Origin of the sequence: uncultured Mesonia sp., from assembly GCA_947499595.1 — a bacterium.
GTDB lineage: Bacteria > Bacteroidota > Bacteroidia > Flavobacteriales > Flavobacteriaceae > Mesonia > Mesonia sediminis.
This window is the reverse complement of the sequence record CANMOY010000010.1, coordinates 18,774-43,412: the sequence shown is the minus strand read 5'-3', so window position 1 is coordinate 43,412 and position 24,639 is coordinate 18,774. Positions and strand designations below refer to the sequence as shown.

The window sequence follows — 24,639 nt, the reverse complement described above, 5'->3', positions numbered from 1 at the left end:
CAATCGCTTTATGAGCAAAAGCAAGGTAAAAGAAGTAAGAAGGTTAGAGTCGTTAAAAACCTATGATATAATCGATAGTCCCGATGAGCAGTCTTATAATGAGTTGACTCGGCTAGCGGCTACTTTATGTCAAATGCCCGTATCTTTTATTTCATTTATAGACGAGGACAAGCAGTGGTTTAAATCTTTTTATGGTTTAAATATAAAACAAACGCCTAAAGAAGACTCCTTTTGTAAATTTACTATTTCTCAAAACCGAGATTTTTTTGAAGTAACCGATACGTTCAAAGACAATCGCTTTATCAAAAATCCTTTTGTGCAGCAAAAAGAAAGTCCTATTCGCTATTACTTTGGCATGAAGTTGTACGATAAAAAACAAAATGTTTTAGGCACCCTATGCGTGGTAGATTTTAAACCCAATTCATTAAGTGCTTCTAGAAAGCAATCTATGCGCTATTTGGCCAATCAAGTGATGAATTTACTGGAGCTCAGAAAAAGTTTGCAATCCTTAAATGGCATAAAAAAGTCGCTGGAACAAAAAAATAAAGAACTTAAACAGTTCGCCAATCAAGTGAGTCACGATATTAAAATGCCCTTAGCAAATATTGTACTAACCATAGATTTGCTCAAGGCGAAATATCAAGAAAATATCGATGATACGGGTAAAAATTATTTAAATTATCTAAAATCATCAGGCTTAAAGTTAAGTGCGTATACCGAAAGAGTATTGTCTTATTATGCCCGAGAAGAAGAGGCGCATAACGAGTTGGAAATTGTTGATTTTAATTATCTGCTAGAAGATATTATCGATCTGCTACAAATCAATCAGCCATGCGAAATTAACATCCCCGAAAAAAACACCGAAATACTAACCAATAAGGTTCTATTAGAACAGATTTTACTGAATTTGTTAGGCAATAGCTTAAAGTATAACGACAAGCCTAAGATCGTGATTGATATAAAAATTAAAGAAGACGATTTGAATTATTTGATTACAGTAACCGATAATGGAATGGGAATCGCGACAAACAAACAAAAAGATGTTTTTAAGTTATTTTTTACTGAAGATAAACAGGACCGAAATGGCAATAAAGGCACCGGTATTGGCTTACCAACTGTACAAAAACTAGTCAAGCAATTAGGCGGAGAGGTATGTTTAGAATCTGAAGAAAATAAATACACTAGCGTTAGTTTTACTTTAAAAAAAGTGATAGACAATGGCATTTAAAAATATAGCCGTTTTGTACGGGTTATTCCTACTGCTTATTCCCATTTTTATTCATCTTTTTCAGTTTAGAAAATTTAAAAGTATACCCTTTACCAATGTTGCTTTTCTAAAAAAAATCGAGTTGCAATCAAGAAAAAGCTCTCAATTAAAAAAATGGTTGGTATTGCTTTCTAGGCTTTTTATGTTATCGGCCATAATTTTAGCTTTTGCTGAACCATTTATACCAGCTAAGACAAAAAAGTACGAAGACCAACCCCTTTATGTTTATTTAGACAATTCACTGAGTATGCAACAAAAACACCAGGGATTAAGTCTATTTGAACAAGCCAAACAAGAATTGCTTCAGAACTTACCAAAAGATAAAACCTTTAATCTGGTTACAAACAACCAAACTTATGCCAACATAAACTTAAATGAGTTTCAAAAAGAGTTATTTGATTTAGAATATAGTCCCTTTCAACCTGAATTTGAAGAAGTTTATTTAAAAGTAGAAAGTTTACAAGAAGACCCTAAACTTCCGTTTACCTTCTTAATGTTAAGCGATGGTTTACACTCTTCTAATAATTCTGAATCTTTTACAGGAAAGACAACCGACCTTCATTGGGTTCATTATCAAGCCGAAAGGCTAGACAACGTAAAGGTAGATACAGCCTTTGTTAAGCAAAATAGCAATGAAACACTAAATTTATGGGCTAGCTTTAGCGCAAACACTACAAATGATCAACCCATAAGTGTAAGTGTTTATGATGACAACAAATTATTAGGCAAAAGCACCTTAATTTTTAAAGATAGTTTAAAGCAAACCTTGCAATTCACTATAAATCAGAACAGCATACAACAAGGTCGAATTGAGGTAGACCAAAATGATCTGGCATATGACAATTATCTTTATTTCACTAAGCAAAAAGCTCAACCCATAAATATTGTGAGTATAAATTCGGTTAGCGATGATTTTTTAAAACATATCTTCTTAAACGATTCCGAATTTTCTTACCATAACTTCTCCTTAAATGCTATTGACTATAAAGTACTGCAAGAGGCTGACCTAATTGCTCTTAATGAAATAAAAGGTATTCCTACCGCCTTATCGGGTCACTTAAAGACGCACGTTAATAAAGAAAAGCAATTGATTTTTATTCTGCCCGACGAGCCAATCGATGAAAATTTAAGACAATTTACAAAAGCTCAAGGAATACGTATCAAGAATTTAAATCAGAACGAATTAAAAATCGCAAAAATAAACTACGAGCACCCGCTATTAAAAGATGTTTTCAAAAAGAAAACAACCAATTTTGATTACCCAAAGGTTAGCTCATATTACAGTTTAGCTGGGATTCAAGATAAAATAATTAGTTTTTCAACAGGCGAACCTTTTCTTGTAAAGAAAGAAAATGTGTATGCCTTTGCTGCTGCTTTTAATAAAGAAAATTCTAATTATAAACGCTCACCGCTCATTGTGCCCAGTTTATACACTATCGCAAAAAATAGTGGTGCACAAGAGGTCTTGTACCATACTACATACACCAATCAAGAAATTCGTTTGCCTTATAGTTTAGAAAAAGACCAAATTGTTCAATTAATTCATCCTCAAGAAAAATTTATACCTAGGCAACGCATCTTTGATGACTACTTGCAAATATCGCTGAATCAAGAACCTTACTTTGCCGGTTTTTATAAGCTTTTAAAAGGGACAGATACACTCAGACGGTTGGCTTTCAACCATCCGCGAACAGAGTCTAAACTAACTAAAAGTGAATATAAAACTTTTGAAACTTTTAAAAAACACAAATCTATAGCCGATTTTACATATTTGATAAATAAACAAAGTGAGGAACAAAAACTTTGGAAATGGTTTATTATTTTTGCCTTGCTGTTTTTACTGATAGAAACTTTGCTTTTAAAACGCCTCAAATAACTATGAGAAAAATAATTCTTAAGGCTGTACGTATAATAGACGTAAACTCCAAACACCATCAAAGCGTTCAGGACATTTTAATAGAAAATGAAACCATTATTAAAATTGATCATAGCATTGAGGACTCCGAGGCACAATTGATAGCCATTGAAGACCTACACTTATCTCCTTCTTGGTTTGATCCTAGTGTTTCTTTTGGTGAACCTGGTTTTGAAGACCGAGAAACTTTGGTAAATGGAATTAAAACTGCGGGCCTTAGCGGATTTGCCCAAATTGGCTTAAACCCCAATACTAGTCCAGTAACCGATACTCAAACTGGCATTCGCTTTGCACAACAATATAACTCCTCACAAGCAGTTGAGGTATTTCCTTTAGGTGCTTTAACCAAAGAGGCAAAAGGTAAAGATTTGGCTGAGTTATTTGAAATGCAACAAGCCGGAGCCATTGCTTTTACAGACTATAAACAATCTATTGAAAACCCCAATATCCTAAAAATTGCACTTCAATACGCACAAGGATTTGGAGGTCTTGTTCAATCTTACCCCTTAGAAAAACAAATAGCAAGAGAAGCACAGGTACATGAAAGCTTCAACAGCCTGCAATTGGGGCTGAAAGGAATACCCGCCTTTGCAGAAGAAATACAAATAAAAAGAGACCTAGCCATTTTGGCTTATACTGGCGGTAAATTACACATCCCATTTGTGTCTACAAAAAATGCACTCCAACTAATTCAAGTAGCTAAAGCTGATGGTCTTCAAGTGACTTGTGGAGTTGCAATACACCAGTTGTTTTACAATGATGCCGTTTTACACGAATTTGATACGGCAAAAAAAGTTATGCCTCCGCTACGCGATGAAGAAGATCGGTTGGCGCTGGTTGAGGGAGTAGAATCTGGCATTATAGATTGCGTTACCTGCGACCACCTACCTCGCACACCCGAAGAGAAACAGGTAGAATTTGAGCATGCGCTACCGGGTAGTATCGGTTTAGAATCGGCTTTTGGCGCGTTAAACCGCTTATTTGGACTCGAAAAAGCGATTAGCCTTCTCACTCAAAGCAGAAAAGTATTTCAGCTACAAGAATTTAGCATTCAAGAAGGGCAAAAAGCCTCCTTAAGCTTATTCTTACCAAATGAGGATTATACATTTTCTGAGCAGGACGTAATTAGTAGCAACAAAAACAGTATTTTTTACGGCGAAAAATTAAAAGGAAAAGCTATAGGTGTAATTCACAACAATCAATTATTGCTAAAACAATTATGAAAACAGATGCAAATATAGATAAAGGTAAAAATACAGCTATCATCAGCTATATCACTTTTGTTGGCGGATTAATTGCCTTGTTCATGAACGCCGAAGAAAAAAATAAATTTGCCAGTTTTCATATTCGGCAAGCCATTGGGTTACATCTTCTACAAATTTCGGTATTTATAATCATTAGCGGATTTAATAATTTAGTTTTCATTTTCCCTTTCTGGATTTTGTTCTTCGTTTTGTGGTTCTATGCATTTTTAGGAGCCGTTCAAGGAAGACGTGTACTCATACCTCTAGTGGGTAATTATTTTCAAAACTGGTTTAAAACTATAGCACCATGACAACAAAAGATTTATGTTTAAAGCATCTTGTGAGACCTTCAAGTTTAAGCACCCTCGCTCCTACTATTATTGTGCTGCATGGTTATGGGAGCAACGCTGAAGACTTGTTTAGTTTTTCACCAGAACTAGACGACCGCTACCTCATTCTATCGGTTCAAGCACCTTTAGACATGGTACCCTATGGGCACGCCTGGTACGAAATAAATTTTGACGCGAATCAAAACAAATTTACTAACGATGAGCAAGCCATTGCTTCACGAGAATTGGTTCATCAATTTATTCAAGAAGCGCTGGAGGCTTACCCAGTTAATCCTCAAGAAATAACGCTGCTGGGGTTTAGTCAAGGAGCGATTTTAAGTTACGCTACCGCATTGTCGTACCCCGGATTAGTAAAAAATGTTATAGCTTTAAGCGGATATATTCACGAACCAATTATAAAATCCGCAACGACGCAAGAGAATAAAGTTGAAATATACGGTTCGCACGGGAGCGTTGATCAGGTTATTCCGGTTAGCTGGGCCAGAAAAAACAAAGATTATCTAGCCCAAAAAAACATTGCTTATACGTATTCTGAATTTCCAGTGGGTCACGGTGTTTGTCCTCCTAATTTTCAAGAATTTAAGCAGTGGTTAACGCAACGCACCAATTGGAATTAATTAGCGTAAAGCAAGCCGTTGTTCACCTCAATATCAATTGTCTGATCTTCATTGATAAAATAATTGAGTAGCACCTCACCCCAATAAGTGCCATCGGTAAACTCGGCAATTACCCATTTATGGTTTAAAACTTTTACACTATTAATGCGCATAACTCCGTTTAAACCTTGGTAAGGAACGTAAGGGTTATCTTGATCTATACCATTGGCCCCAACAATTTTTTGTTCAAGCAATTGAGCAAGTTTTGTAGCTTCAAAGCCTAAATCTTCAACGTACATTCTAGCTTTGTCATTGCTTTGCAGGGTAAATCGTTCTTGATGTGCTGTTTCCAAATTCATAATTGAATCTCGCAAAAGCAGCGCTTCATCTCTTTCGTCTTTCAGTTCAGTGATTTTCAAATTAAGGCGTTCAAAAGTTTTCTTAGAATTGCTATATTGAAAAATAACAAATAATAAGGTGAACAAAAAAAGATAAAGAAAGATACTTTTTCTCATAATAATCAAAGAGTTAATTTAAGGTTATCGTATGCCAAATGAACATTTTCAGGTAATTCGCATTCGACTTCATCGTGAAAGCCAAGCAAATGGCTGATATGGGTTAAATAGGCTTTTTTGGGTTTTAATTCTTCTATAAGCGCCAGAGCTTCTTCTAGATTTAAATGAGAAGGGTGTGGCTCTCTTCGCAAGGCATTTAAAATTAATACATCTAAATTTTTTAACTTTTGCTTTTCGGTAGTACTAATGGTTTTTGCATCGGTGATATAAGCCATATTATCAACCCTGAACCCAAAAATTGGTAACGTATTGTGCATCACTTCAATGGGGGTTACTTGCTTGCCTCCCACTTCAAAAGGCTTATTCACAATTTCATTAAGATTAACACTGGGTGCTCCTGGATATTTATTATAACTTTCAAAAACATAGTCAAAACGTTTTTTTAAAGCTTTTATCACCCTTTCGCTAGCATATAAATTTATATCTCCTTGTTTAAAATAAAAGGGACGTACATCATCTAGCCCAATGATATGATCATTATGCTCATGGGTATATAGAATACCGTCAAGTTGTTCGACATTTTGGTTAAGCATTTGCTGCCTAAAATCTGGACCGCAATCAATTACAAAAGTGTAGGCGTCCCATTCTAACAACAAACTTACCCGTAAACGTTTATCTTTTGGATTTTGACTTAAACATACAGGATGTTTGCTACCGATAATGGGTATACCCTGAGAAGTTCCAGTACCAAGAAAAGTAATTTCCAAAATATTTTTTAAACACAAATGTAGGGATATTTTTTTGTTTAAAAAGCAATTGTTTACCTTTGATAAAGACAAACTTGATTAATTAAGTAGCCAGAAAATATGCCAATAACAATAATGGGAGATCGGGAATTTCAAAATATTCCTTCTATTAAAAGCAAAGCTTTACGCATAAATTTAAACAAAAACATTTACGGTACTTTTGCAGAGATTGGTGCTGGTCAAGAAACCGTTCGAAATTTTTTTAGGGCCGGAGGTGCTTCGGGTACTATTGCTAAAACCATGAGTGCTTATGATAAGGATTTTAGCGATGCAATTTATGGCGTTGAAGACGACCATCGCTATGTAACCGAGGCCCGCTTAAAAAAAATGTTGTCGCACGAAATGCGCCTTATTGAAGAACGCATTGTTAGAGAAAAACATCCTAATAAGCTTTTTTTTAGTTTCGCCAACACCGTTGCCACTATAGATTTTGCAAAAAAATATAAAGGTCACGGATGGGTTGGTTTACGCTATCAAGTAACCCCCGATGGCGAGTACAATGAAATTATATTACACGTTCGTTTTCACGAGAATGACGCAAGACTTCAGCAAAACACCCTGGGAATATTAGGTGTCAATTTAATATATGGAGCCTATTACAAGTATGATTCTCCCAAAAAATTACTGCGCTATCTTTATGATCATATAGACAAAGACCAAATCGAAATTGATACCATAAATTTTTCGGGACCTATTTTTAAAGATGTTGATAATAGATTGATGTCATTGCAATTGGTTAAGAATGGTATGACCGAAGCCGTGATGTTCTCACCCGATGGTAAAAATGTCTTACCCGCAAAAGTGCTTTACAAAAAGAATGTTTTAGCGCTTCGTGGTAGTTTTAGGCCGGTGACCAATGTAAATATGGACATTTATAAAAACTCATTAGAGCTGTTCTTAAATGAAAACAGAGTGAATCCCGAAAATGCAATCAGTATTTTTGAAATAACCTTATCTAACTTAAGGGCCGAGGGCGAAATTGATGAAAAAGATTTTATGGATCGGGCTAAATTACTTTGCTCACTGGGGCAAACTGTAATGATTTCTAATTTCCAGCAGTATTATAAAGTGGTAGAGTATTTCTCTCGCTTTACAAAAGAAAGAATGGGCCTTGCTATGGGGGTAAACAACCTTATCGATATTTTTGATGAGAAATATTATCGTCATTTAAGCGGGGGAATTCTTGAGGCTTTTGGTAAATTATTCTTTAAAAACTTAAAAGTTTACCTTTACCCTTGGAAAGATGATAAAACTGGTGAAGTCATCGATTCAAATAACTTAAAAGTACATCCGCGTATGAAAGAGCTTTATAAGTTTTTTAAATACAATGGAAAAGTTATTGACATCAAGGATGCCGATCCAGCGGTGTTGGATATTTACTCGCGTAAAGTGCTTCAAATGATTGCAGACAAACAAGCGGGATGGGAAGAGATGTTACCCAAAAATACCGCTGTTATGATAAAAAAACAAGAGCTTTTTGGTTACCGAAAAAAAGACCACGAACACGCTGTATAATATATGATTCATAAAAATTAGAAAAAAAAAGCCGTTTAAAAAAATTAAACGGCTTTTTTAGTACAATACTAAAAATTATATCCGCGTGATTTTTGCTCCTAGAGCTTTTAATCTACCATCAATATTTTCATAACCACGATCTATTTGTTCAATATTATGAATTGTCGATGTACCCTTCGCTGACAAGGCAGCGATAAGCAAAGAAATACCAGCCCTAATATCTGGACTACTCATAACGGTGGCTTTTAATTGAGATTTAAAATCGTGTCCGATTATGGTAGCACGATGCGGATCGCACAAGATTATCTTCGCTCCCATATCAATCAATTTATCCACAAAAAACAATCTGCTTTCAAACATTTTTTGGTGAATTAAAACACTACCTCTAGCTTGCGTGGCCACCACCAACATAATACTCAATAAATCGGGCGTAAATCCGGGCCATGGTGCATCGCTAATATTCATGATAGATCCGTCAATAAAACTTTGAACTTCGTAACCATCTCGGTGAGCGGGGATAAACATATCGTCTCCTCTCTTTTCAATTTGAATACCAAGTTTAGCAAAGGTAGAAGGTATTAGGCCTAGGTGTTTCCAGCTTACATTTTTAATGGTAATTTCGCTTTTGGTCATTGCCGCCAATCCTATCCAAGATCCTATTTCAATCATATCAGGAAGAATGGTATGCGTACAACCATGTAGTTCTTCAACTCCCTCTATTTCCAATAAGTTAGAACCAATCCCTTTTATTTTAGCCCCCATTGCAACCAGCATAGAGCAAAGTTGTTGAATGTAAGGCTCACAAGCTGCATTATAAATGGTAGTTTTACCTTTAGCCATTACGGCAGCCATTACAATATTTGCTGTTCCCGTTACCGAAGCTTCTTCTAAAAGCATGTAAGTTCCGGTTAAACCATTTGGTGCTTCAACACCATAAAAGCGTTCTTCTTTGTTATACCTAAATTTAGCTCCTAGTTTAATAAATCCCTCAAAGTGGGTGTCTAATCTACGTCTTCCTATTTTATCTCCTCCAGGTCTGGGAATATATCCTTTACCAAAGCGGGCCAACAAAGGTCCCACGATCATAATCGATCCGCGTAAGCTAGACCCCTCTTTCTTAAATAATTCGCTCTCTAAATAATCAAGTTGTAAATCATCACTAATAAAAGAATAGCTACCCTTTCCGTTTTTACGGATTTTAACTCCTAGATTACTTAAAATATCAATTAGTTTATTGACATCTACAATATCTGGGATATTATCTATCCTTACCTCTTCTTTGGTTAATAAAACAGCACATAAAATTTGCAATGCCTCGTTTTTAGCACCTTGGGGTTGAATTTCTCCTTTTAAAGGAATACCCCCTTCTATTTGAAAAGTTGCCATGTTTAGTATCTTTTTCTGCCCTTATTGTTGCGGTAATTCTTTTTAGACTTGCTTTTATTGTATTGCTTTTTATTATTGCCCTTAATCAAGTCTGCAGCTTCTGCCAAGTCTTCTTCTTTTTTATTTAAGTTAATTTGGCCATTACTGAGTTCGAACAAATGATCAAAAATCACCTTATCTTCTACCGTGTCCCTATTCCAATTTAAATAGCACTTTTTCATATGGTTAGCAATATTAAAAATAAGCGCCTCTTTCAAAGCACCTTCTTCAAACTTTAAGGCTGCATCAATCATACGCTTAATATTGTTCCCGTAAAACCTATACTTTGGATGGTTTTGCGGATAATCTAAGGGTGCAGGAGACTCTTCTAACATTTCTCGCGAAGGCTTAGGATAAGGCGAATCTACTTCTAGTTTAAAATCGCTAATTATAAACAGTTGATCCCAAAGCTTATGCTGAAAGTCGGGAACATCACGAAGATGCGGATTTAAATTACCCATTACGGCTATAATAGATTTAGCCACTTTATTGCGTTCTTCATTATCTTTAATGCTAACCGCATATTCAACCATTTTTTGGATATGTCTACCATATTCGGGAATATGCAAGGTAGTTCTCTCTGAATTGTATTCTAAATCGTATGTCAAAATCGAAAATTATAATAAGGTGATAAGAGCCCTTAATTTACTTGGCTCCGCTTGCAAAATAATAAATATTTATAAGTCTACTTTAGTAAAGTAAAAAAAATTATAAAGAAATCACCCCTTCTACTTGGTTGCCTACTTCTTTATACTTTTCAATTACCGCATCAGGATTGGCCATAATTACATTAATAGACACCGAAGTATAGGTGCCCTTAGAAGAAGTTTTAGTTTGAATAACCGCCCCCATATTATCAAAAATATCTTCTACCTGCTTAATTTTCTGCGGTTTAGAAGGAACAATAAATTTATACAAATATTTTGAAGGCCAATTACTGGTATCTTTTAATTTGATTTTCAACTTCTTATAAAAAGCCTCGGCATTTTCTTTACTCATAAAATTTGTTTATCTTTTTGCAACAAATATAAGCTTATTGATGCATTTTTTTAACTTGCCAAACGTAAAAAACAAAATCAATTAAAAATGGGTAAAAAGGTATTGATTATTGGAGGACCAGGTACGGGCAAATCTACAACTTTAAAAGCTTTAGAAAAGGAAGGTTACACATGTTATCCAGAAATTTCTAGAGAGGTTATTTTAGATGCACAGAAAAACGGAATAGAACAATTGTTTTTAACCGACCCTCTACTATTTAGCCAGCGACTTTTAGAAGGACGCATCAATCAGTTTAAAAAAGCTGAAATGCAGGAAGGTACAGTTTTTATAGACCGTGGTATTCCCGATGTTACTGCCTACCTGGATTATAAAAAAGACACCTATCCTACTTATTTCAAAGAAGCCAATTTACAATACCGTTATGATTTGGTTTTCCTGTTTCCATTTTGGGAAGATATATATGTTGGAGACAACGAGCGTTATGAAAACAGAACTGAAGCAAAAGAAATTCAAGCCTTTCTAGAGCAAACCTATCGCAATTTAGGTTATGATTTAATTGCTGTACCCCAAGACAATGTGGCAAACCGGGTTAATTTTATTTTGAGTCATTGTTAACTCAATCTCTTTATGACTAAGATCAAAGATTTACTAAAGAAACACTGGGGATATTCTGCGTTTAGACCAGGACAAAAAGAGCTGATAGATGCAGTTCTTGCCGGCCAAGACAGTTTAGCCTTGTTACCTACAGGCGGTGGTAAATCTTTATGCTATCAATTACCAGGTATTTACCAAGAAGGTATTTGTATTGTTATTTCGCCACTTCTGGCTCTAATGCAAGACCAAGTTGAAAGTTTAACTAAAAAAGGAATTAAAGCACTTCAACTCAAAAGCGGTATGAGCTATGATGATATTAACCGCACGCTTGATAACTGCATTTATGGCCATTATAAGTTTTTATACTTATCACCAGAGCGCTTACAGCAAAACCTTGTTTTAGAACGAATTCAACAAATGAATGTTTCTTTTATTGCCGTAGACGAAGCGCACTGTATCTCTTCTTGGGGGCACGATTTTAGGCCGGCTTTTAGAAACATAAACCAACTTAGAAACTATCTGCCAGGTATATCTGTAATTGCCCTCACTGCCACGGCGACAAAAAAAGTTGAAAAGGATATTGTTGAACAGCTGGCACTTGAGAAGCCGTTTATTTTTAGGCAAAGTTACGAGCGTCCCAATATTCAGTTTGTGGTAAAGCATTATGAAGACAAACGTTATTACTTGCAATGGTATTTTAATAAATATAAGGAATTAGGCATTATTTACGTTAGAAATCGTAAAACCTCCTTGGAGTTGGCCCAATTTTTAAGAGCACAAAGCATCTCAGCCCAAGCTTTTCATGGAGGTTTACCTAGTCAAGAAAAAGACAATATTCTAACCGATTGGCAAAAAGAAAAGTTGCAAGTTATCGTAGCCACTACAGCATTTGGTATGGGTATAGACAAGGCCAATGTGCGCCACGTTATTCATTTTCATTTACCCGAATCTTTAGAAAGTTATTATCAAGAAGCCGGTCGAGCCGGAAGAGATGGAATGCCCGCACGGGCTATAATTCTCTATAACGATAGTGATTTTATGTTACTAAAAAATCAATTTTTGCTTCCTCTACCTAGCGTAAAAGAAATAAAGCATGTCTATAAAAAACTAAACACCATGTTTAGTATTGCCTTTGGGGAAGGATTAAATGAGACATATAACTTTAGTTTTTTTGGTTTTTGCAAAAAATACAAATTAAATACGCAAAAAACCTACTTGGCGCTCAATACACTTGAACGTTTAGGAATACTCACTTTTGCGGGCGAATATTCGCAAAAAACAGCACTTCAATTTTTGATTTCCAGCAAGCAACTTTTTGCATTTCTAGAGCGACATCGCAGTTATTCCTTTTTACTCGAAAACCTATTTAGAATACAAGGTGGTTTTTTCGAATTTAAAAAAGAAGTACCTCTTGAGCGCCTTTCAGAAAAAACCGGATTAGATAAATCAAAAATTATTGAGCAATTACAAGAATTGGCCAATCAAGAACTTATCGACTTAAGTCATAAAAATCAAGATACAACCCTCACTTTCTTGGTACCGCGGGAAGATGAACGCAGCATTAACCCCTTTGCCAAATACATTCGCGCTCAAAAAGAAAACAAAGAATTAAAAATTAAAGCCGTTGAAGATTACGTACTATCACAAGATAATTGTTTAGTTATTCAATTATTAGAGTATTTTGACGAAGAAAAAACTAAACCCTGTAGGCAATGCAGTTGGTGTCTAAACCAAAAGAAATCATCTAAATCAGAAAGTAATATAAAGGAGATCAAAACTTACTTTTGTCAAGTTTTAAATCAAAATCCTACCTATTTAAAAGATCTAGTATTAAACGCACCTTTTAATGAAGCAGATTCTCTGTACACCTTGCGTTTAATGCATGAGAAAAAAATAATAGAAAAATCTATTCACGATATAATCCGTTTAAAAAATGAAGTCACTTAGAATTGTATTTATGGGTACGCCCGATTTTGCGGTATGCATTTTAGACCGAATGATTCAAGAAAAGCATCAAATTGTTGGTGTAATCACCGCGCCAGACAAACCTGCCGGTAGAGGACGAAAAATAAATCAGTCTGCTGTTAAAACCTACACGCTAGAAACAAGTATTCCTATTTTACAACCCACCAACCTTAAATCTGATGATTTTTACCAAGAACTAAAAGCCCTAAAACCAGATGTTATTGTGGTGGTAGCCTTTAGAATGCTCCCCAAACGTATTTGGTCACTCCCACCTCTTGGAACTTTTAATTTACACGCCTCGCTTCTTCCTCAATACCGTGGTGCAGCTCCTATAAATTGGGCCATTATAAACGGAGAAACACAAACCGGAGTAACTACCTTTTTCTTAGACGAAAAAATAGATACCGGGGCAATTCTTTTGCAAAAGAAAACCAGCATAGATCCACATGAAAGTGCAGGCGATTTACATGATCGTCTCATGCATTTAGGAGCCGAAACCGTATTGGAAACCTTAGAACTAATAGCTAAGGACAGAGCAAAACCCATACAACAACCCAAAAGTGAAGATTTAAAAACAGCCTATAAATTTAACGCCGAAAACACAAAAATTGATTGGCAACAACCGGCAGAACAAATATATAATTTCATTCGTGGCCTGTCTCCCTTTCCTGTGGCATATACCTTTCTAAACAACGAAAATCAAGAAAAATTACGCTTAAAGGTATTTGAAACCCAAAAAACCGATTTACCTTCAAATAGACCACCAGGTATTTTATTTAAAGAGAACAACAAGCTTCTAGTTAGCACTCCAACCAAATCGCTTCAAATAATTAGCTTACAATTACAGGGAAAAAGAAAAATGAGTGCGATTGATTTCCTTAACGGATTTAATTTAGATAAAGAAATAAAATTGTCTTGAAACCCTTAAATTTACTAAGCTTAGCAAATATTTGATATTTTCAAGTATTTTTATTAACAATTCACTATAGTTATTAACAATTTTATGCATTTCCCTTGCCAAGCCTTGCATAGAAGCGAAAAGCTATTAAATTTGTAAAGAATACATAATCGTTTAACCAACATTAATTTTAAAAAACAAAATTATGAACAAAACAAATTTAATTGATTCTATGGCAGAAGATGCTGGAATCTCAAAAGCGGCAGCAAAAAAAGCCTTAGAATCTTTTTTAGAAAACATTGAAGGAGCTCTTAAGAAAGGTGATAGAGTTTCTCTAGTAGGTTTTGGTTCATGGTCTGTAAGTAAAAGAGCAGCTCGTGAAGGAAGAAACCCACAAACTGGTAAAACCATTAAAATCGCTGCTAAAAATGTAGTGAAGTTTAAGGCTGGTTCTGATTTACAGAAATCGGTTAACTAAAATAATTAGTCGATAATTTATACAAAAGACCCTTAAATTAAGGGTCTTTTTTTTGTTTTATGGATTTATTTTAATAGCTTTAATTTAAAATCTTCAAATTTGAAACACGAAAAACCCAATAAAGGCGTTTTATTAATTGCAGAACCAACTATATTTGGCGATGTCACGTTTAATCGTTCTGTAGTTCTTTTAGCAGATTATACCGAGCAAGGAGCAGTAGGGTTTATTCTGAACAAAAATTTAAATTTAACACTTACCGATTTAATTCCAGATCTTAAGCAAGATTTTCCTGTTTACAACGGAGGCCCTGTTGAACAAGATAATCTTTATTTTATTCACCATATTCCCAATCTCATTCCCGATAGTATTGAAATAAGCAATGGAATCTATTGGGGTGGTAATTTTCAAGCAGTCAAAAAACTCATCAGCAATAACCTTATTAAATCTCAAGACATAAAATTCTTTTTGGGTTATTCAGGTTGGGCAGCCAAACAATTAGAGGAAGAAATGAAAGCTAACCACTGGATTACTGTTAATCAGTATAACAAGAATGATCTCTTGGCACACAATCAAGAAAACTACTGGAAAGAAATGCTTCAGGAATTGGGTGGTGACTATTTAATCTGGGCTAATGCACCCGAAAATCCTAATTACAACTAACTTAAACGTGCTAATGCATTTAATTTACCGCGTAACTCATCGGCTACTGCATGTTTAAATTGCTTCTTACGGTAAACACTTATAGATTGTATTCCTTGAATGCTATTGGTTAAAAAGAGTTCGTCTGCTTTTTGCAAATCAAACGGACTTATTTTATCTTCTACAAGATTATATGCCGGTAATTTTTCAATAATCTCAATAAGTTTTTTTCTAATAATACCGTTTAAGCAACCTTCACTTACTGGCGGTGTTTTTATTTGTTTCCCCTTCACCCAGAAAAGATTGGCATTGGCAGCTTCGACTACCATTTTGCTTTCATTAAGCAATAAACAATTCTGATAATCATTTTCTTGAGCGTAAATACTGGCTAGAATATTGATTATTTTATTAGTTGACTTTAGGCTAGATAAAAGACCTGAGGTGATATAATGATCTTTAAAAAGTTCTACCTTATAATCTAAATTATTGGCAAGATAAAAGGGATGATCTAGTTCGGTTAGCGTTATGAGGTAATCTATTTCTAAGTTTTGAGGCAAATAGTATCCTCCTGGTTTACGGCAAACAACCAATTTTACCCTAAAATTAGTCTGCGGATTCTCTTGAGCTTCAATAGTTTTTAAAATTTCTTTTTCAAGAAATTCGGGTGAGAAATCCATAGGAATTTCCATTCGGAGAATACGCATTGAAGCCATTAATCTAAAATAATGATCTTCCCAAAAAACAATTTTTCCTCCAAGTACGCGTAGTGTTTCAAATACACCATCACCATATTGAAAACCTCTATTTTGGGCTAAGAAAGATGTTGCTTTAGAATTTGTAAGTTCTCCGTTAAAATTAAGCATAAAAAAACCTTGATTGATTAATCAAGGCAAATATACATTTTTGGTTGCTTTTTAAGCCGATCCTAAAACATGTTTTAGGTCAGAAATCATATTTTCCCACAACATTTTCCCTTCGTTAATTTCATCCTCGTTGTCTTCGGCAAAATCAGTAATCATTAAAGATACGTCTTTAGTAATCTCATCAACTTGGATACGCATCTCAAAGAAATAAGCATCCTCGTTTTCTACATCTTCCATCCATCGCAATTTAATTCTCTCACCGCTTTTTTTACTCAACAACTTTGCTTTCTCTTCAGAGCCTTCCCAAATAAAGGTATACACCTCGCCACGGGAGTTCACATTATCGGCAAACCATTCGCTTAAACCAGATGGAGTTGATATATATTGATACAATAAAGCCGGTGAAGCTTGTATTGGAAATTCCATTTCATATTTTACTTTATCCATAACGATTATTCTTAGTTGTGAGGCAATATATATATTCTTTATTAAAAAACCATGAAAAAAAGTTGCTTTTATTTTCTAAAAGATATTTGGGTTATTGTAAAATAATTTTATATTTGCACCCGCAAACGGCGAGGTAGCTCAGTTGGTTAGAGCGTCGGATTCATAACCCGGAGGTCCCGAGTTCAAATCTCGGTCTCGCTACAAAATAAAAAACCTTAAGGTATATAACTTTAAGGTTTTTTTAATTTAATTTTTAAGCAAAAAAAGGAGAAATTATTGTTGCTGTTTCTCCTTTTAATTTTATTCAACAAAAAACTAAGCTTTAACCAGTTTTTTAAGCTCTTGAAGGTTTACATTGTTTTGCTCACCGGTCATCATATTCTTTAATGTAAATTGTTCTTTCTGCATCTCTTTACTACCAGCTAATACTACAAATGGTATGGCTCTTTTATTGGCATAATTCATTTGTTTTTTCATTTTAGCCTCATCTGGGTATAATTCAGCGGCTACCCCCTCATCTCTTAGCAGTCGTATCGCTTGCATAGCGTATAAGGCTTCTTGATGTCCAAAATTTATAAAGATTACTTGAGTTTGAGCATCAGTCTTTTTTGGAAATAGTTTTAATTCTTCAAGCACTAAATAAATTCGGTCTAAACCAAAAGAAATTCCTACCCCACTCATATTCTTTAACCCGAATATACCGGTTAAATCATCATAGCGACCTCCTCCACCAATAGATCCCATTTTTACTTGCGGTGGTGCTGCAATTTCAAAAATAGCGCCGGTGTAATAATTTAAACCACGAGCCAAGGTAACATCTAGTGTTAATTTTGCTGTTTTTAAAGGCATATTCTCTATGGCTTGTTGGATAAACTCTAGTTCTTGTAAGCCTTCTAAACCACTCTTAGATGCTAGCAAAATATTTTTTAAGCTGGCTATCTGCTCGCTAAAATCACCTTTTAAGTTAAAAATAGGCTGTATAGTATCAATTGCTTGAGCTGTAATACCTTTGGCCTTCATTTCTTCTATAACCGCCTCTTCTCCTATTTTATCTAATTTATCGAGTGCAACGGTAAAATCAATCAGCTTATCTGACTGACCGATAATTTCGGCAAAACCCGATAAGATTTTACGATTATTAATTTTTATTTGAACACCTTCTAATTTGAGCTGAGTAAAAACTTCGTCATAAAGTTGAACAAACTCTACTTCTTGCCATAAACTCTGGCTTCCTACCACATCTGCATCGCATTGATAAAACTCTCTAAATCTTCCTTTTTGAGGTCTATCGGCACGCCATACTGGTTGAATTTGATAGCGTTTAAATGGAAAGTCTAGTTCATTTTGGTGTTGTACCACGTAGCGTGCAAATGGAACCGTTAAATCATAACGCAAAGCTTTCTCGGCAATTTTAGGCGTTATTGCCAGAGTGTTTTCAGACTTAATATCATTGGGGTTTACTTTTTTAAGAAAATCACCACTATTTAAAATTTTGAAAATAAGCCGATCGCCCTCTTCCCCATATTTTCCCATTAGGGTATCATAATTCTCAAAACTAGGTGTTTCAATGGGTTGAAATCCAAATTTTGTAAATTGGTTTTTTATAGTATTTATTATGTAGTGTCTTTTATTTACTTCTTGCGCAGAAAAATCACGCGTTCCTTTTGGTATTGAAGGTTTCTGAGCCATAGTTTTCTTTTAGAGTCCAAATATACTGAAACAAATCAGAAAAAATAAGTAACTTTTTGTACTTTCACTCGTCTTATAAACAACAATTAAAACGCACCTATGTTTGGTTTATTTCGGGAAAATGTAAGAATTGCATTAGATAGCATAAGAACACAACTTTTAAGAACAATTTTAACCGTTCTTATTATTGCCATAGGAATTACCGCGCTAGTAGGTATCTTAAGTGCAGTTAATGCTTTAGAAAACACAATAACCAGCGATTTCACCTCTATGGGTGCCAACACTTTTAATCTTCAACGGTATAATTTTAGTGTACAAACTCGCGGGCGTGGAGAACGAAACAAAATCAACCCCATTATATCTTACAGGAATGCGATAGATTTTAAAGAAAATTTTCAGTTCCCAAATGCTACTACTAGTATATCCTTTACAGGTACCAGCCAAGCTGAAGTAAAGTATAAACAAGATAAAACAGATCCTGAGGTACGCGTAATTGGCGTTAATGAGCACTTCCTAAGCAATAGTGGTTTGCAATTGGAAGAAGGGCGTGATTTTTCTTTTTTTGATATAGAAAACAATTCTAATGTGTGTATTGTAGGTGCCGATTTTAAAAAAGGTTTATTCAAAAACAGTGATCCTCTTCAAAAAACCATAAGTATTAGAGGTGCCAAATTTAAAATAATAGGAGTTTTAGAAGGTAAGGGGTCAACTTTTGGAAATAACGAAGACTTAAGGGTACTTATTCCTCTTCAAAAGGCCCGAAGTATGTTCACTAGTATTCAACCCAATTACAACATCAGTATAAAAGTAGCCGATAAAAATTTTTTAGAGGGTGCGCAAGACGAGGCAGTTATCACATTTAGAAAGATTAGAAAACTCAAACCTAAAGAAGAAAATAATTTTGGAATTGAACGCAGCGATAGTCTACTGAACGAAATTTACAAAATAACTGGTGTCTTAGATTTTGCCGCCTGGATAATTTCAATTATAACTATTCTGGGTTCCTCTATTGCTTTAATGAATATTATGTTGGTATCAGTAACCGAACGCACACGAGAAATAGGAGTTAGAAAAGCACTTGGCGCAAAAAGAAACACTATAGCACTGCAGTTTTTTAGCGAAACAATAATTATTGGTCAGTTGGGAGGCATCATAGGTATTTTTCTGGGTATGCTCATTGGTTTTGCGGTAGCTCAAAGTTTTGACTTTCAATTTAGCATCCCCTGGGTAGCCATCATTTGGGCCACAATTATTTCTCTTTTAATTGCTATAATATCTGGCTCTTACCCCGCTATAAAAGCCGCCAAACAGGACCCAATAGAGTCTTTAAGGTATGAATAAACTAAGGTTAGACCTAAAGCCTATTCATACCTTTGAAGTATTTTGACCCTAATCAACTATTTTTTGAAAATAGGTAAATAACTCTCCTTTAGTTATCTGCGCCCCTTGTTGAATCAAGGCGAATACATCTTTATTACGGTCGGCTTTTAAAGCCTTTTTCGACGTGTATAGCTCTACATCTTCATGGGTCAAATTTTGTTGTAGCCAACGATAGCCCTCACGGGTGGTTATATTAATAGTTTCATTCTTAACCTTAATACCAATTAGCGTTATAAAGTCTTCATCTATAGAGAAAAGAAATAAATGCTGCGGTGAATAATGCTCTAGATATTTTACTTTTCTCAACACTCCCTCCCAAATCAAATCACTAAAGATATCGAGCTCTTCTTCGGCAACTTCAGGTTTGTTTTTTTTAATCTCTTCCCATTCATTGGCTGTAATAGACTGACTGGCCAAGAAATTAATAAATTCTTGATGCATTTCTTTAAATTGTTCTTGGCTTAGACGTTGATATTTCATAAACAAAAAGTATTTATTTTAAAAATAAGATAAAAAAAAAGCCTATCGCATAGATAGGCTTTAAGTTTTTCAGGTAAGATTAATTTTCACCAACTACTTCAAAAGTAAAATCGGCTACCACTTCTCTATGGAAACGTAGTTTAGCTTCGTATTGACCTAAACGCTTAATGTTACCACCCAAAATAGTGATGTATTTTTTATCGATGTTCACATCGTTCTTTACTAAGGCTTCGGCCAAGTCTGCTGCAGTAATACTACCAAACATCTTATCTCCAGCTCCTGCTTTGGCTGTCAAAGTAAGCTCTAACTTATTTGCTTTAGCTTGCAGTTCTTGTGCTTCTTCAACAAACTTCTTCTCTTTATATGCACGTTGCTTTAAAGTTTCTGCTAACATTTTCTTAGCCGAAGGTGTAGCTAACTCTGCATATCCTTGTGGGATTAGATAGTTTCTACCATAGCCGTTCTTAACGGTTACGATATCATCAATAAATCCTAAATTTTCAACGTCTTTCTTTAATATCAGTTCCATAATGTCGTTTCTTTTATTTTAATAAATCACCAACGTATGGCATTAATGCTAAATGACGAGCTCTTTTTACCGCTACAGCTACTTTTCTTTGATATTTAAGAGAAGTTCCTGTTAATCTTCTAGGTAACAATTTACCTTGCTCATTTACAAAAGCCATTAAAAAATCTGGATCTTTGTAATCGATATACTTGATACCTGATCTTTTAAAACGACAATATTTTTTTGTTTTCGAGGTTTCGATATTTAAAGGCGTTAAATATCTAATTTCCCCATCTTTTTTTCCTTTAGCTTGTTGCTCTATAGATGACATACTTACGCTTTTTCTTTGTTTCTTTTAACTCTTTTTTGTGCCCATTCGATGGCGTGCTTATCTAATTTCACCGTAAGATATCGCATCACCGCCTCGTCTCTTCTAAACATAAGTTCAAAAGGCTCGATAGCTTCACCATCTACTTGAAATTCAAATAAGTTGTAAAATCCACTTTTTTTGTGTTGGATAGGATAGGCAAGCTTCTTAAGCCCCCAGTTCTCCTTGTTAACCATCTTCGCCCCTTTAGAAACAAGAAAATCTTCATATTTCTTTACTGTTTCCTTTACCTGGTCTTCAGATAAAACGGGATTCAAGATGAAAACAGTTTCATAATGATTCATAATGTATGATTTAATAAAATTTGGATGCAAAAATACGTTTTTTTATCGAATAAGCAAGTTTGGCTTATTTTTTTATTCCTATAATTTGTGAGTTAATCGAAAGTTGCTTACATTTAGAACATATAACCAACACCAATAACCTGTGGATGATATTAAATTAAATTGCATAGTTGTGGATGATTCTACCATTCAACGAATTTCAATCACCAAATTGGTTAAAGATCATCCAAATTTAGAGTTAATTGCCGAACATAATAACGCTATTAAAGTTAAGGAAACTTTAAAGAATGAAGATATCGATCTCATCTTTCTTGATATTGAAATGCCCATTATCTCTGGTTTTGATTTACTCGATAATCTTGAAAAACAACCACAAATTATTTTTATTACGGGTAAAACTCAGTATGCCTTTAAAGCTTTTGATTACAAAGCCATCGATTTTTTGCAAAAACCCGTTAGTGCCAAACGCTTTGATTTTGCTATAAGCAAGGTGCTCGATTTCTTTAAATTGCGTATTGAAAAAGAGCGTATCTCAGACGATAATTACATCATGATTAAAAGCAATTTTAAAAATTTTAAAGTGTTTTTAGACGACATCAAGTTTGTTCAAGCTTTTGGTGATTATGTGAAAGTTGTAACCAAGGAACAAACGTACACCGTTCTTTCTACCTTAAAAGGGTTTAACGAGCGTTTGCCTAGTGATCAATTTTTAAGAGTACATAAATCATATATTGTAAACTTAAGCAAAATAAAGAAATATGAGTCAAAAAACCTTTGGATTAAAGATATAGAAATACCTATTAGCCGTAACCGCAAGAAAGAGTTAGATTTTGCTATGGCGAGTATCGGAATCTCTTAAACAGGGTCTACATCTATCGTTAACTTAACTTTTCTGAATTTTCCTATAGACTCATAAGACTTTTTTACTTTCAAAATAAAGTCTTTTGTCTTCTTTACGGAATAATTCATCGGTATTTTTATAATAATATTTTTGCGGTACTCATTGCGTACACGTGCAACCGCAGGAAACTCTGGACCCAGAACATTATCGCGTAAACCTTGACGTAAAGCTTCCGAAAGCCATAAGGATGCCTCTTCTACGGCATTGTAATCCCTCTGTTTACAGGTAATTTTTATTAGTCTATAGAATGGAGGGTATTTAAAATTCTTACGTTCATACACCTGCTCTTTGAACATATCTTCATAGCTATTGGTGGTTACCTGTTGTAAAATCTGATGATGCGGATTAAAGGTTTGAATAAGTACTTTACCCTGCTTGGCTGTTCTTCCGGCTCGACCGGCCACTTGAACCAACATTTGAAAGCTACGCTCATGAGCCCTAAAATCGGGAAAGTTTAATAAATTATCGGCATTCATTACGCCCACTAAATCTACATTCCTAAAATCAAGTCCTTTGGTTAGCATTTGTGTACCTACTAAAATATCTATACTATGCTGTTCAAATTTATCTATAATTTTATCGTAAGCATTTTTACCTCGGGTGGTATCCAAGTCCATTCGGGCAACACGAGCTTTGGGTAACAAAGTACTTAACTCGGTTTCTATTTGCTCTGTTCCAAATCCTTTGGTACTTACCTCGCTACTCCCACAAGCCATACATGCTTTTTGCATGGCAATATGGTAACCACAATAGTGGCAACGCAAACTATTATTGTGTTTATGAAAGGTAAGACTCACGTCACAATTGGGACAATGCGGACTGTGCCCACAAGTATGACATTCTAGCGTGGGGGAATATCCTCTTCTGTTTTGAAAAAGGATAACCTGTTTACCTGCCAATAAAGTTTGCTCAATTGCCTCGGTAAGCACATCAGAAAAATGACCTTTCATCTGCTTACGCTTATATTTTTCTTTAAGGTTGATCAAATGAATTTCAGGGGGCACTACTTGTCCATAGCGCTTTTTTAGATTAACCAGAGCATACTTATCTATTTGAGTATTGTAATAAGATTCTATACTCGGAGTAGCCGTACCCAAAACAATGGAAGCTTTACAGAGATGACTAAGTACTACTGCAGCATCTCTTGCGTGGTACCGTGGAGCGGGATTTAATTGCTTAAATGAATTCTCGTGACTCTCATCAACCAAAATCAATCCTAAATCCTGAAAAGGTAACAATAAAGCCGAACGCGTTCCTACGATAATTTTTCCTTTAGTTTGATTATAAATATGCAGGTAGGTCTCAAAGCGTTCTTGTTGTGAGTATTTACTATGATAAACCATCACCTCCTGGCCAAAGTAGGCTTCTAAACGTTTGATGAGCTGGGTGGTTAGCGCAATCTCGGGGACTAAAAAAAGTACCTGTTTGCCTTTTTTAATCTGCTTATCTATCAACTTAATGTACACTTCGGTTTTACCCGAAGAGGTTATCCCATGGAATAATATAGGTTTTGAAGATTTATAGTTGGCCTCAATTTGGTTCAAGGCCGCCTGCTGTTCTGCGCTTAAATCAATTGTTTGTTGTGCTATTTGGCTTTGGTTTTGCACCCGATCTATTTGAAGCGTATATTCTTCTAAAAAACCTTTATCAACCAAAGCATTTAACGAGGCATCTGAAGCTTGAGCTTTTTCCTTTAGTTTTTTTCTTGAAATAGGTTTATTCGATTGTGCTTTTAAGGTAAAGAATTGCATCACAATCTCTTTTTGTTTATGTGCTCTTCCCAATTCTTCTAACATTACATGCATAGCCTGCGGATTTTCATAAGATTCGCTTAAACGCATATACTTAATCAATTTAGGCTTGTATTGCTCAAAGATTTCTTGCTCTAATAGAATATACTTTTTCTGAGCCATTTCTTGCAAAATGGGTAATACATTTTTTTTACCCAGCAATTGCCCCACTTCTTTGATTTTTAAATGCGATTGTTTTTGCAATGCCTCAAGCACTAAAAATTGTTCGTCACTAAGCTGATGATTGGTAAGATCTATGGCATCGTGTTGGTTATTGCGTTGAATCACAGTTTCACTTTCAAGTAGAAAAATACCAGGCAAAGCCGCTCGCATTACTTCGCCTAGACTACATAGATAGTAAGAGCTAATCCAATTCCAGAACTCCAATTGAATTTTGCTTACTATCGGCGATTGATCAAGAATGGTTTCTATAAATTTTGGCGTATAAATTTCTGGGTGCTGCTGATGTATTTTTGCAACGATACCGGTATAGATTTTAGATTTACCAAAAGGTACTGCCACCCTCATACCGGGTTGCAATAAATCATATTCCTCTTGACTTATCACATAAGTAAAGGTATTGTTTATAGCCAAGGGGATAATTACATCTATATAAAAATTCATAAAGCTTATTAAAACACAAAGCTATTAAAGATTATGACTCATAGACAAGCCAAAAGCTTTAATAGCTTCAATTTATTTA

General features: G+C 34.9%; 26 protein-coding genes and 1 tRNA gene. 14 read left to right on the top strand and 13 right to left on the bottom strand.

Annotated features, from left to right (window positions below):
* Positions 1 to 10 precede the first annotated feature (10 nt).
* From ACH2AZ_RS10955 to ACH2AZ_RS10935, 5 genes are read left to right on the top strand one after another with little or no spacing between them, the layout of a single operon-like run.
* A complete protein-coding gene (locus tag ACH2AZ_RS10955) occupies positions 11 to 1,228 on the top strand; it encodes an ATP-binding protein (protein WP_394907870.1) in 1,218 nt (405 codons plus the stop codon).
* On the top strand, positions 1,218 to 3,143 hold the full coding sequence (locus ACH2AZ_RS10950) for a BatA domain-containing protein (protein WP_394907869.1): 1,926 nt from the start codon (positions 1,218 to 1,220) through the stop codon (positions 3,141 to 3,143). Before ACH2AZ_RS10955 ends, ACH2AZ_RS10950 begins: the two co-directional genes overlap by 11 nt.
* A gap of 2 nt (positions 3,144 to 3,145) precedes the next feature.
* Positions 3,146 to 4,405 carry a dihydroorotase family protein gene (locus ACH2AZ_RS10945; RefSeq protein WP_394907868.1) on the top strand — a complete coding sequence of 420 codons (1,260 nt, stop codon included), beginning with the start codon at positions 3,146 to 3,148 and terminating at the stop codon, positions 4,403 to 4,405.
* Complete coding sequence (locus tag ACH2AZ_RS10940) at positions 4,402 to 4,737, top strand: hypothetical protein (RefSeq protein WP_394907867.1); 336 nt, start codon at positions 4,402 to 4,404, stop codon at positions 4,735 to 4,737. The genes ACH2AZ_RS10945 and ACH2AZ_RS10940 overlap by 4 nt, the downstream gene beginning before the upstream one ends.
* Positions 4,734 to 5,393 (top strand): alpha/beta hydrolase, encoded by a 660-nt coding sequence (locus tag ACH2AZ_RS10935; protein ID WP_394907866.1) that lies wholly within the window; start codon positions 4,734 to 4,736, stop codon positions 5,391 to 5,393. The genes ACH2AZ_RS10940 and ACH2AZ_RS10935 overlap by 4 nt, the downstream gene beginning before the upstream one ends.
* On the opposite strand, the gene ACH2AZ_RS10930 is transcribed toward ACH2AZ_RS10935, so the two are convergent.
* Both ACH2AZ_RS10930 and ACH2AZ_RS10925 read right to left on the bottom strand, forming a co-directional pair.
* A complete protein-coding gene (locus ACH2AZ_RS10930; protein WP_394907865.1) occupies positions 5,390 to 5,791 on the bottom strand; it encodes a hydrolase in 402 nt (133 codons plus the stop codon). The genes ACH2AZ_RS10935 and ACH2AZ_RS10930 overlap by 4 nt on opposite strands.
* A 101-nt stretch (positions 5,792 to 5,892) precedes the next feature.
* Positions 5,893 to 6,654 (bottom strand): MBL fold metallo-hydrolase, encoded by a 762-nt coding sequence (locus tag ACH2AZ_RS10925; protein ID WP_394907864.1) that lies wholly within the window; start codon positions 6,652 to 6,654, stop codon positions 5,893 to 5,895.
* 99 nt (positions 6,655 to 6,753) lie between these two features.
* Between ACH2AZ_RS10925 and ACH2AZ_RS10920 the strand changes: the two genes are divergently transcribed.
* A complete protein-coding gene (locus tag ACH2AZ_RS10920) occupies positions 6,754 to 8,208 on the top strand; it encodes a TonB-dependent receptor (protein WP_394907863.1) in 1,455 nt (484 codons plus the stop codon).
* Between the two features lie 75 nt (positions 8,209 to 8,283).
* Here ACH2AZ_RS10920 and murA read toward each other — a convergent pair whose 3' ends face one another.
* The 3 genes from murA to ACH2AZ_RS10905 all read right to left on the bottom strand — a co-directional run bounded on the left by murA (position 8,284) and on the right by ACH2AZ_RS10905 (position 10,632).
* On the bottom strand, positions 8,284 to 9,594 hold the full coding sequence (gene murA / locus ACH2AZ_RS10915) for a UDP-N-acetylglucosamine 1-carboxyvinyltransferase (protein ID WP_394907862.1): 1,311 nt from the start codon (positions 9,592 to 9,594) through the stop codon (positions 8,284 to 8,286).
* Between the two features lie 2 nt (positions 9,595 to 9,596).
* Entirely contained in the window at positions 9,597 to 10,241 is a 645-nt protein-coding gene (locus ACH2AZ_RS10910) for a DUF4290 domain-containing protein (RefSeq protein WP_394907861.1), read from the bottom strand.
* A 100-nt stretch (positions 10,242 to 10,341) separates the two neighbouring features.
* On the bottom strand, positions 10,342 to 10,632 hold the full coding sequence (locus ACH2AZ_RS10905; protein ID WP_379046562.1) for a DUF493 family protein: 291 nt from the start codon (positions 10,630 to 10,632) through the stop codon (positions 10,342 to 10,344).
* A gap of 87 nt (positions 10,633 to 10,719) precedes the next feature.
* On the opposite strand from ACH2AZ_RS10905, the gene ACH2AZ_RS10900 reads away from it, so the two are divergent.
* The 5 genes from ACH2AZ_RS10900 to ACH2AZ_RS10880 all read left to right on the top strand — a co-directional run bounded on the left by ACH2AZ_RS10900 (position 10,720) and on the right by ACH2AZ_RS10880 (position 15,227).
* Entirely contained in the window at positions 10,720 to 11,247 is a 528-nt protein-coding gene (locus ACH2AZ_RS10900) for an AAA family ATPase (protein ID WP_394907860.1), read from the top strand.
* 12 nt (positions 11,248 to 11,259) lie between these two features.
* On the top strand, positions 11,260 to 13,173 hold the full coding sequence (locus ACH2AZ_RS10895; RefSeq protein ID WP_394907859.1) for an ATP-dependent DNA helicase RecQ: 1,914 nt from the start codon (positions 11,260 to 11,262) through the stop codon (positions 13,171 to 13,173).
* The gene (fmt, locus tag ACH2AZ_RS10890) at positions 13,160 to 14,110 is read left to right on the top strand and encodes a methionyl-tRNA formyltransferase (RefSeq protein ID WP_394907858.1); all 951 of its coding nucleotides are present in this window, start codon (positions 13,160 to 13,162) and stop codon (positions 14,108 to 14,110) included. Before ACH2AZ_RS10895 ends, fmt begins: the two co-directional genes overlap by 14 nt.
* Positions 14,111 to 14,294: 184 nt before the next feature.
* Positions 14,295 to 14,567 (top strand): HU family DNA-binding protein, encoded by a 273-nt coding sequence (locus tag ACH2AZ_RS10885; RefSeq protein ID WP_147860754.1) that lies wholly within the window; start codon positions 14,295 to 14,297, stop codon positions 14,565 to 14,567.
* A 99-nt stretch (positions 14,568 to 14,666) separates the two neighbouring features.
* Entirely contained in the window at positions 14,667 to 15,227 is a 561-nt protein-coding gene (locus tag ACH2AZ_RS10880; RefSeq protein ID WP_394907857.1) for a YqgE/AlgH family protein, read from the top strand.
* On the opposite strand, the gene ACH2AZ_RS10875 is transcribed toward ACH2AZ_RS10880, so the two are convergent.
* Entirely contained in the window at positions 15,224 to 16,069 is an 846-nt protein-coding gene (locus ACH2AZ_RS10875) for an aminotransferase class IV (RefSeq protein WP_394907856.1), read from the bottom strand. The two genes, ACH2AZ_RS10880 and ACH2AZ_RS10875, sit on opposite strands and share 4 nt — an antisense overlap.
* A gap of 51 nt (positions 16,070 to 16,120) precedes the next feature.
* A complete protein-coding gene (locus tag ACH2AZ_RS10870; RefSeq protein ID WP_147860751.1) occupies positions 16,121 to 16,516 on the bottom strand; it encodes an START-like domain-containing protein in 396 nt (131 codons plus the stop codon).
* A 127-nt stretch (positions 16,517 to 16,643) separates the two neighbouring features.
* Between ACH2AZ_RS10870 and ACH2AZ_RS10865 the strand changes: the two genes are divergently transcribed.
* Positions 16,644 to 16,717 (top strand) — tRNA-Met (locus ACH2AZ_RS10865).
* Between the two features lie 114 nt (positions 16,718 to 16,831).
* On the opposite strand, the gene hisS is transcribed toward ACH2AZ_RS10865, so the two are convergent.
* The gene (gene hisS, locus ACH2AZ_RS10860; RefSeq protein ID WP_394907855.1) at positions 16,832 to 18,205 is read right to left on the bottom strand and encodes a histidine--tRNA ligase; all 1,374 of its coding nucleotides are present in this window, start codon (positions 18,203 to 18,205) and stop codon (positions 16,832 to 16,834) included.
* Positions 18,206 to 18,304: 99 nt separating this feature from the next.
* On the opposite strand from hisS, the gene ACH2AZ_RS10855 reads away from it, so the two are divergent.
* Positions 18,305 to 19,546: an ABC transporter permease gene (locus tag ACH2AZ_RS10855; protein WP_394907854.1), complete on the top strand. Its 1,242-nt coding sequence runs from the start codon at positions 18,305 to 18,307 to the stop codon at positions 19,544 to 19,546.
* Positions 19,547 to 19,594: 48 nt separating this feature from the next.
* Here the strand turns inward: ACH2AZ_RS10855 and ACH2AZ_RS10850 are convergent, their stop codons facing one another.
* From ACH2AZ_RS10850 to rpsF, 4 genes are all read right to left on the bottom strand, one after another.
* Complete coding sequence (locus ACH2AZ_RS10850; protein WP_394907853.1) at positions 19,595 to 20,065, bottom strand: DUF6495 family protein; 471 nt, start codon at positions 20,063 to 20,065, stop codon at positions 19,595 to 19,597.
* A 79-nt stretch (positions 20,066 to 20,144) separates the two neighbouring features.
* The gene (gene rplI / locus ACH2AZ_RS10845) at positions 20,145 to 20,594 is read right to left on the bottom strand and encodes a 50S ribosomal protein L9 (protein ID WP_147860747.1); all 450 of its coding nucleotides are present in this window, start codon (positions 20,592 to 20,594) and stop codon (positions 20,145 to 20,147) included.
* 13 nt (positions 20,595 to 20,607) lie between these two features.
* Positions 20,608 to 20,904: a 30S ribosomal protein S18 gene (rpsR, locus tag ACH2AZ_RS10840; protein WP_147860746.1), complete on the bottom strand. Its 297-nt coding sequence runs from the start codon at positions 20,902 to 20,904 to the stop codon at positions 20,608 to 20,610.
* Positions 20,905 to 20,906: 2 nt separating this feature from the next.
* A complete protein-coding gene (gene rpsF / locus ACH2AZ_RS10835) occupies positions 20,907 to 21,245 on the bottom strand; it encodes a 30S ribosomal protein S6 (protein ID WP_147860745.1) in 339 nt (112 codons plus the stop codon).
* A 172-nt stretch (positions 21,246 to 21,417) separates the two neighbouring features.
* Between rpsF and ACH2AZ_RS10830 the strand changes: the two genes are divergently transcribed.
* The gene (locus ACH2AZ_RS10830) at positions 21,418 to 22,104 is read left to right on the top strand and encodes a LytR/AlgR family response regulator transcription factor (protein WP_394907852.1); all 687 of its coding nucleotides are present in this window, start codon (positions 21,418 to 21,420) and stop codon (positions 22,102 to 22,104) included.
* Here ACH2AZ_RS10830 and priA read toward each other — a convergent pair.
* Positions 22,101 to 24,560 carry a primosomal protein N' gene (gene priA / locus ACH2AZ_RS10825; protein WP_394907851.1) on the bottom strand — a complete coding sequence of 820 codons (2,460 nt, stop codon included), beginning with the start codon at positions 24,558 to 24,560 and terminating at the stop codon, positions 22,101 to 22,103. The genes ACH2AZ_RS10830 and priA overlap by 4 nt on opposite strands.
* Between the last annotated feature and the right edge of the window lie 79 nt (positions 24,561 to 24,639).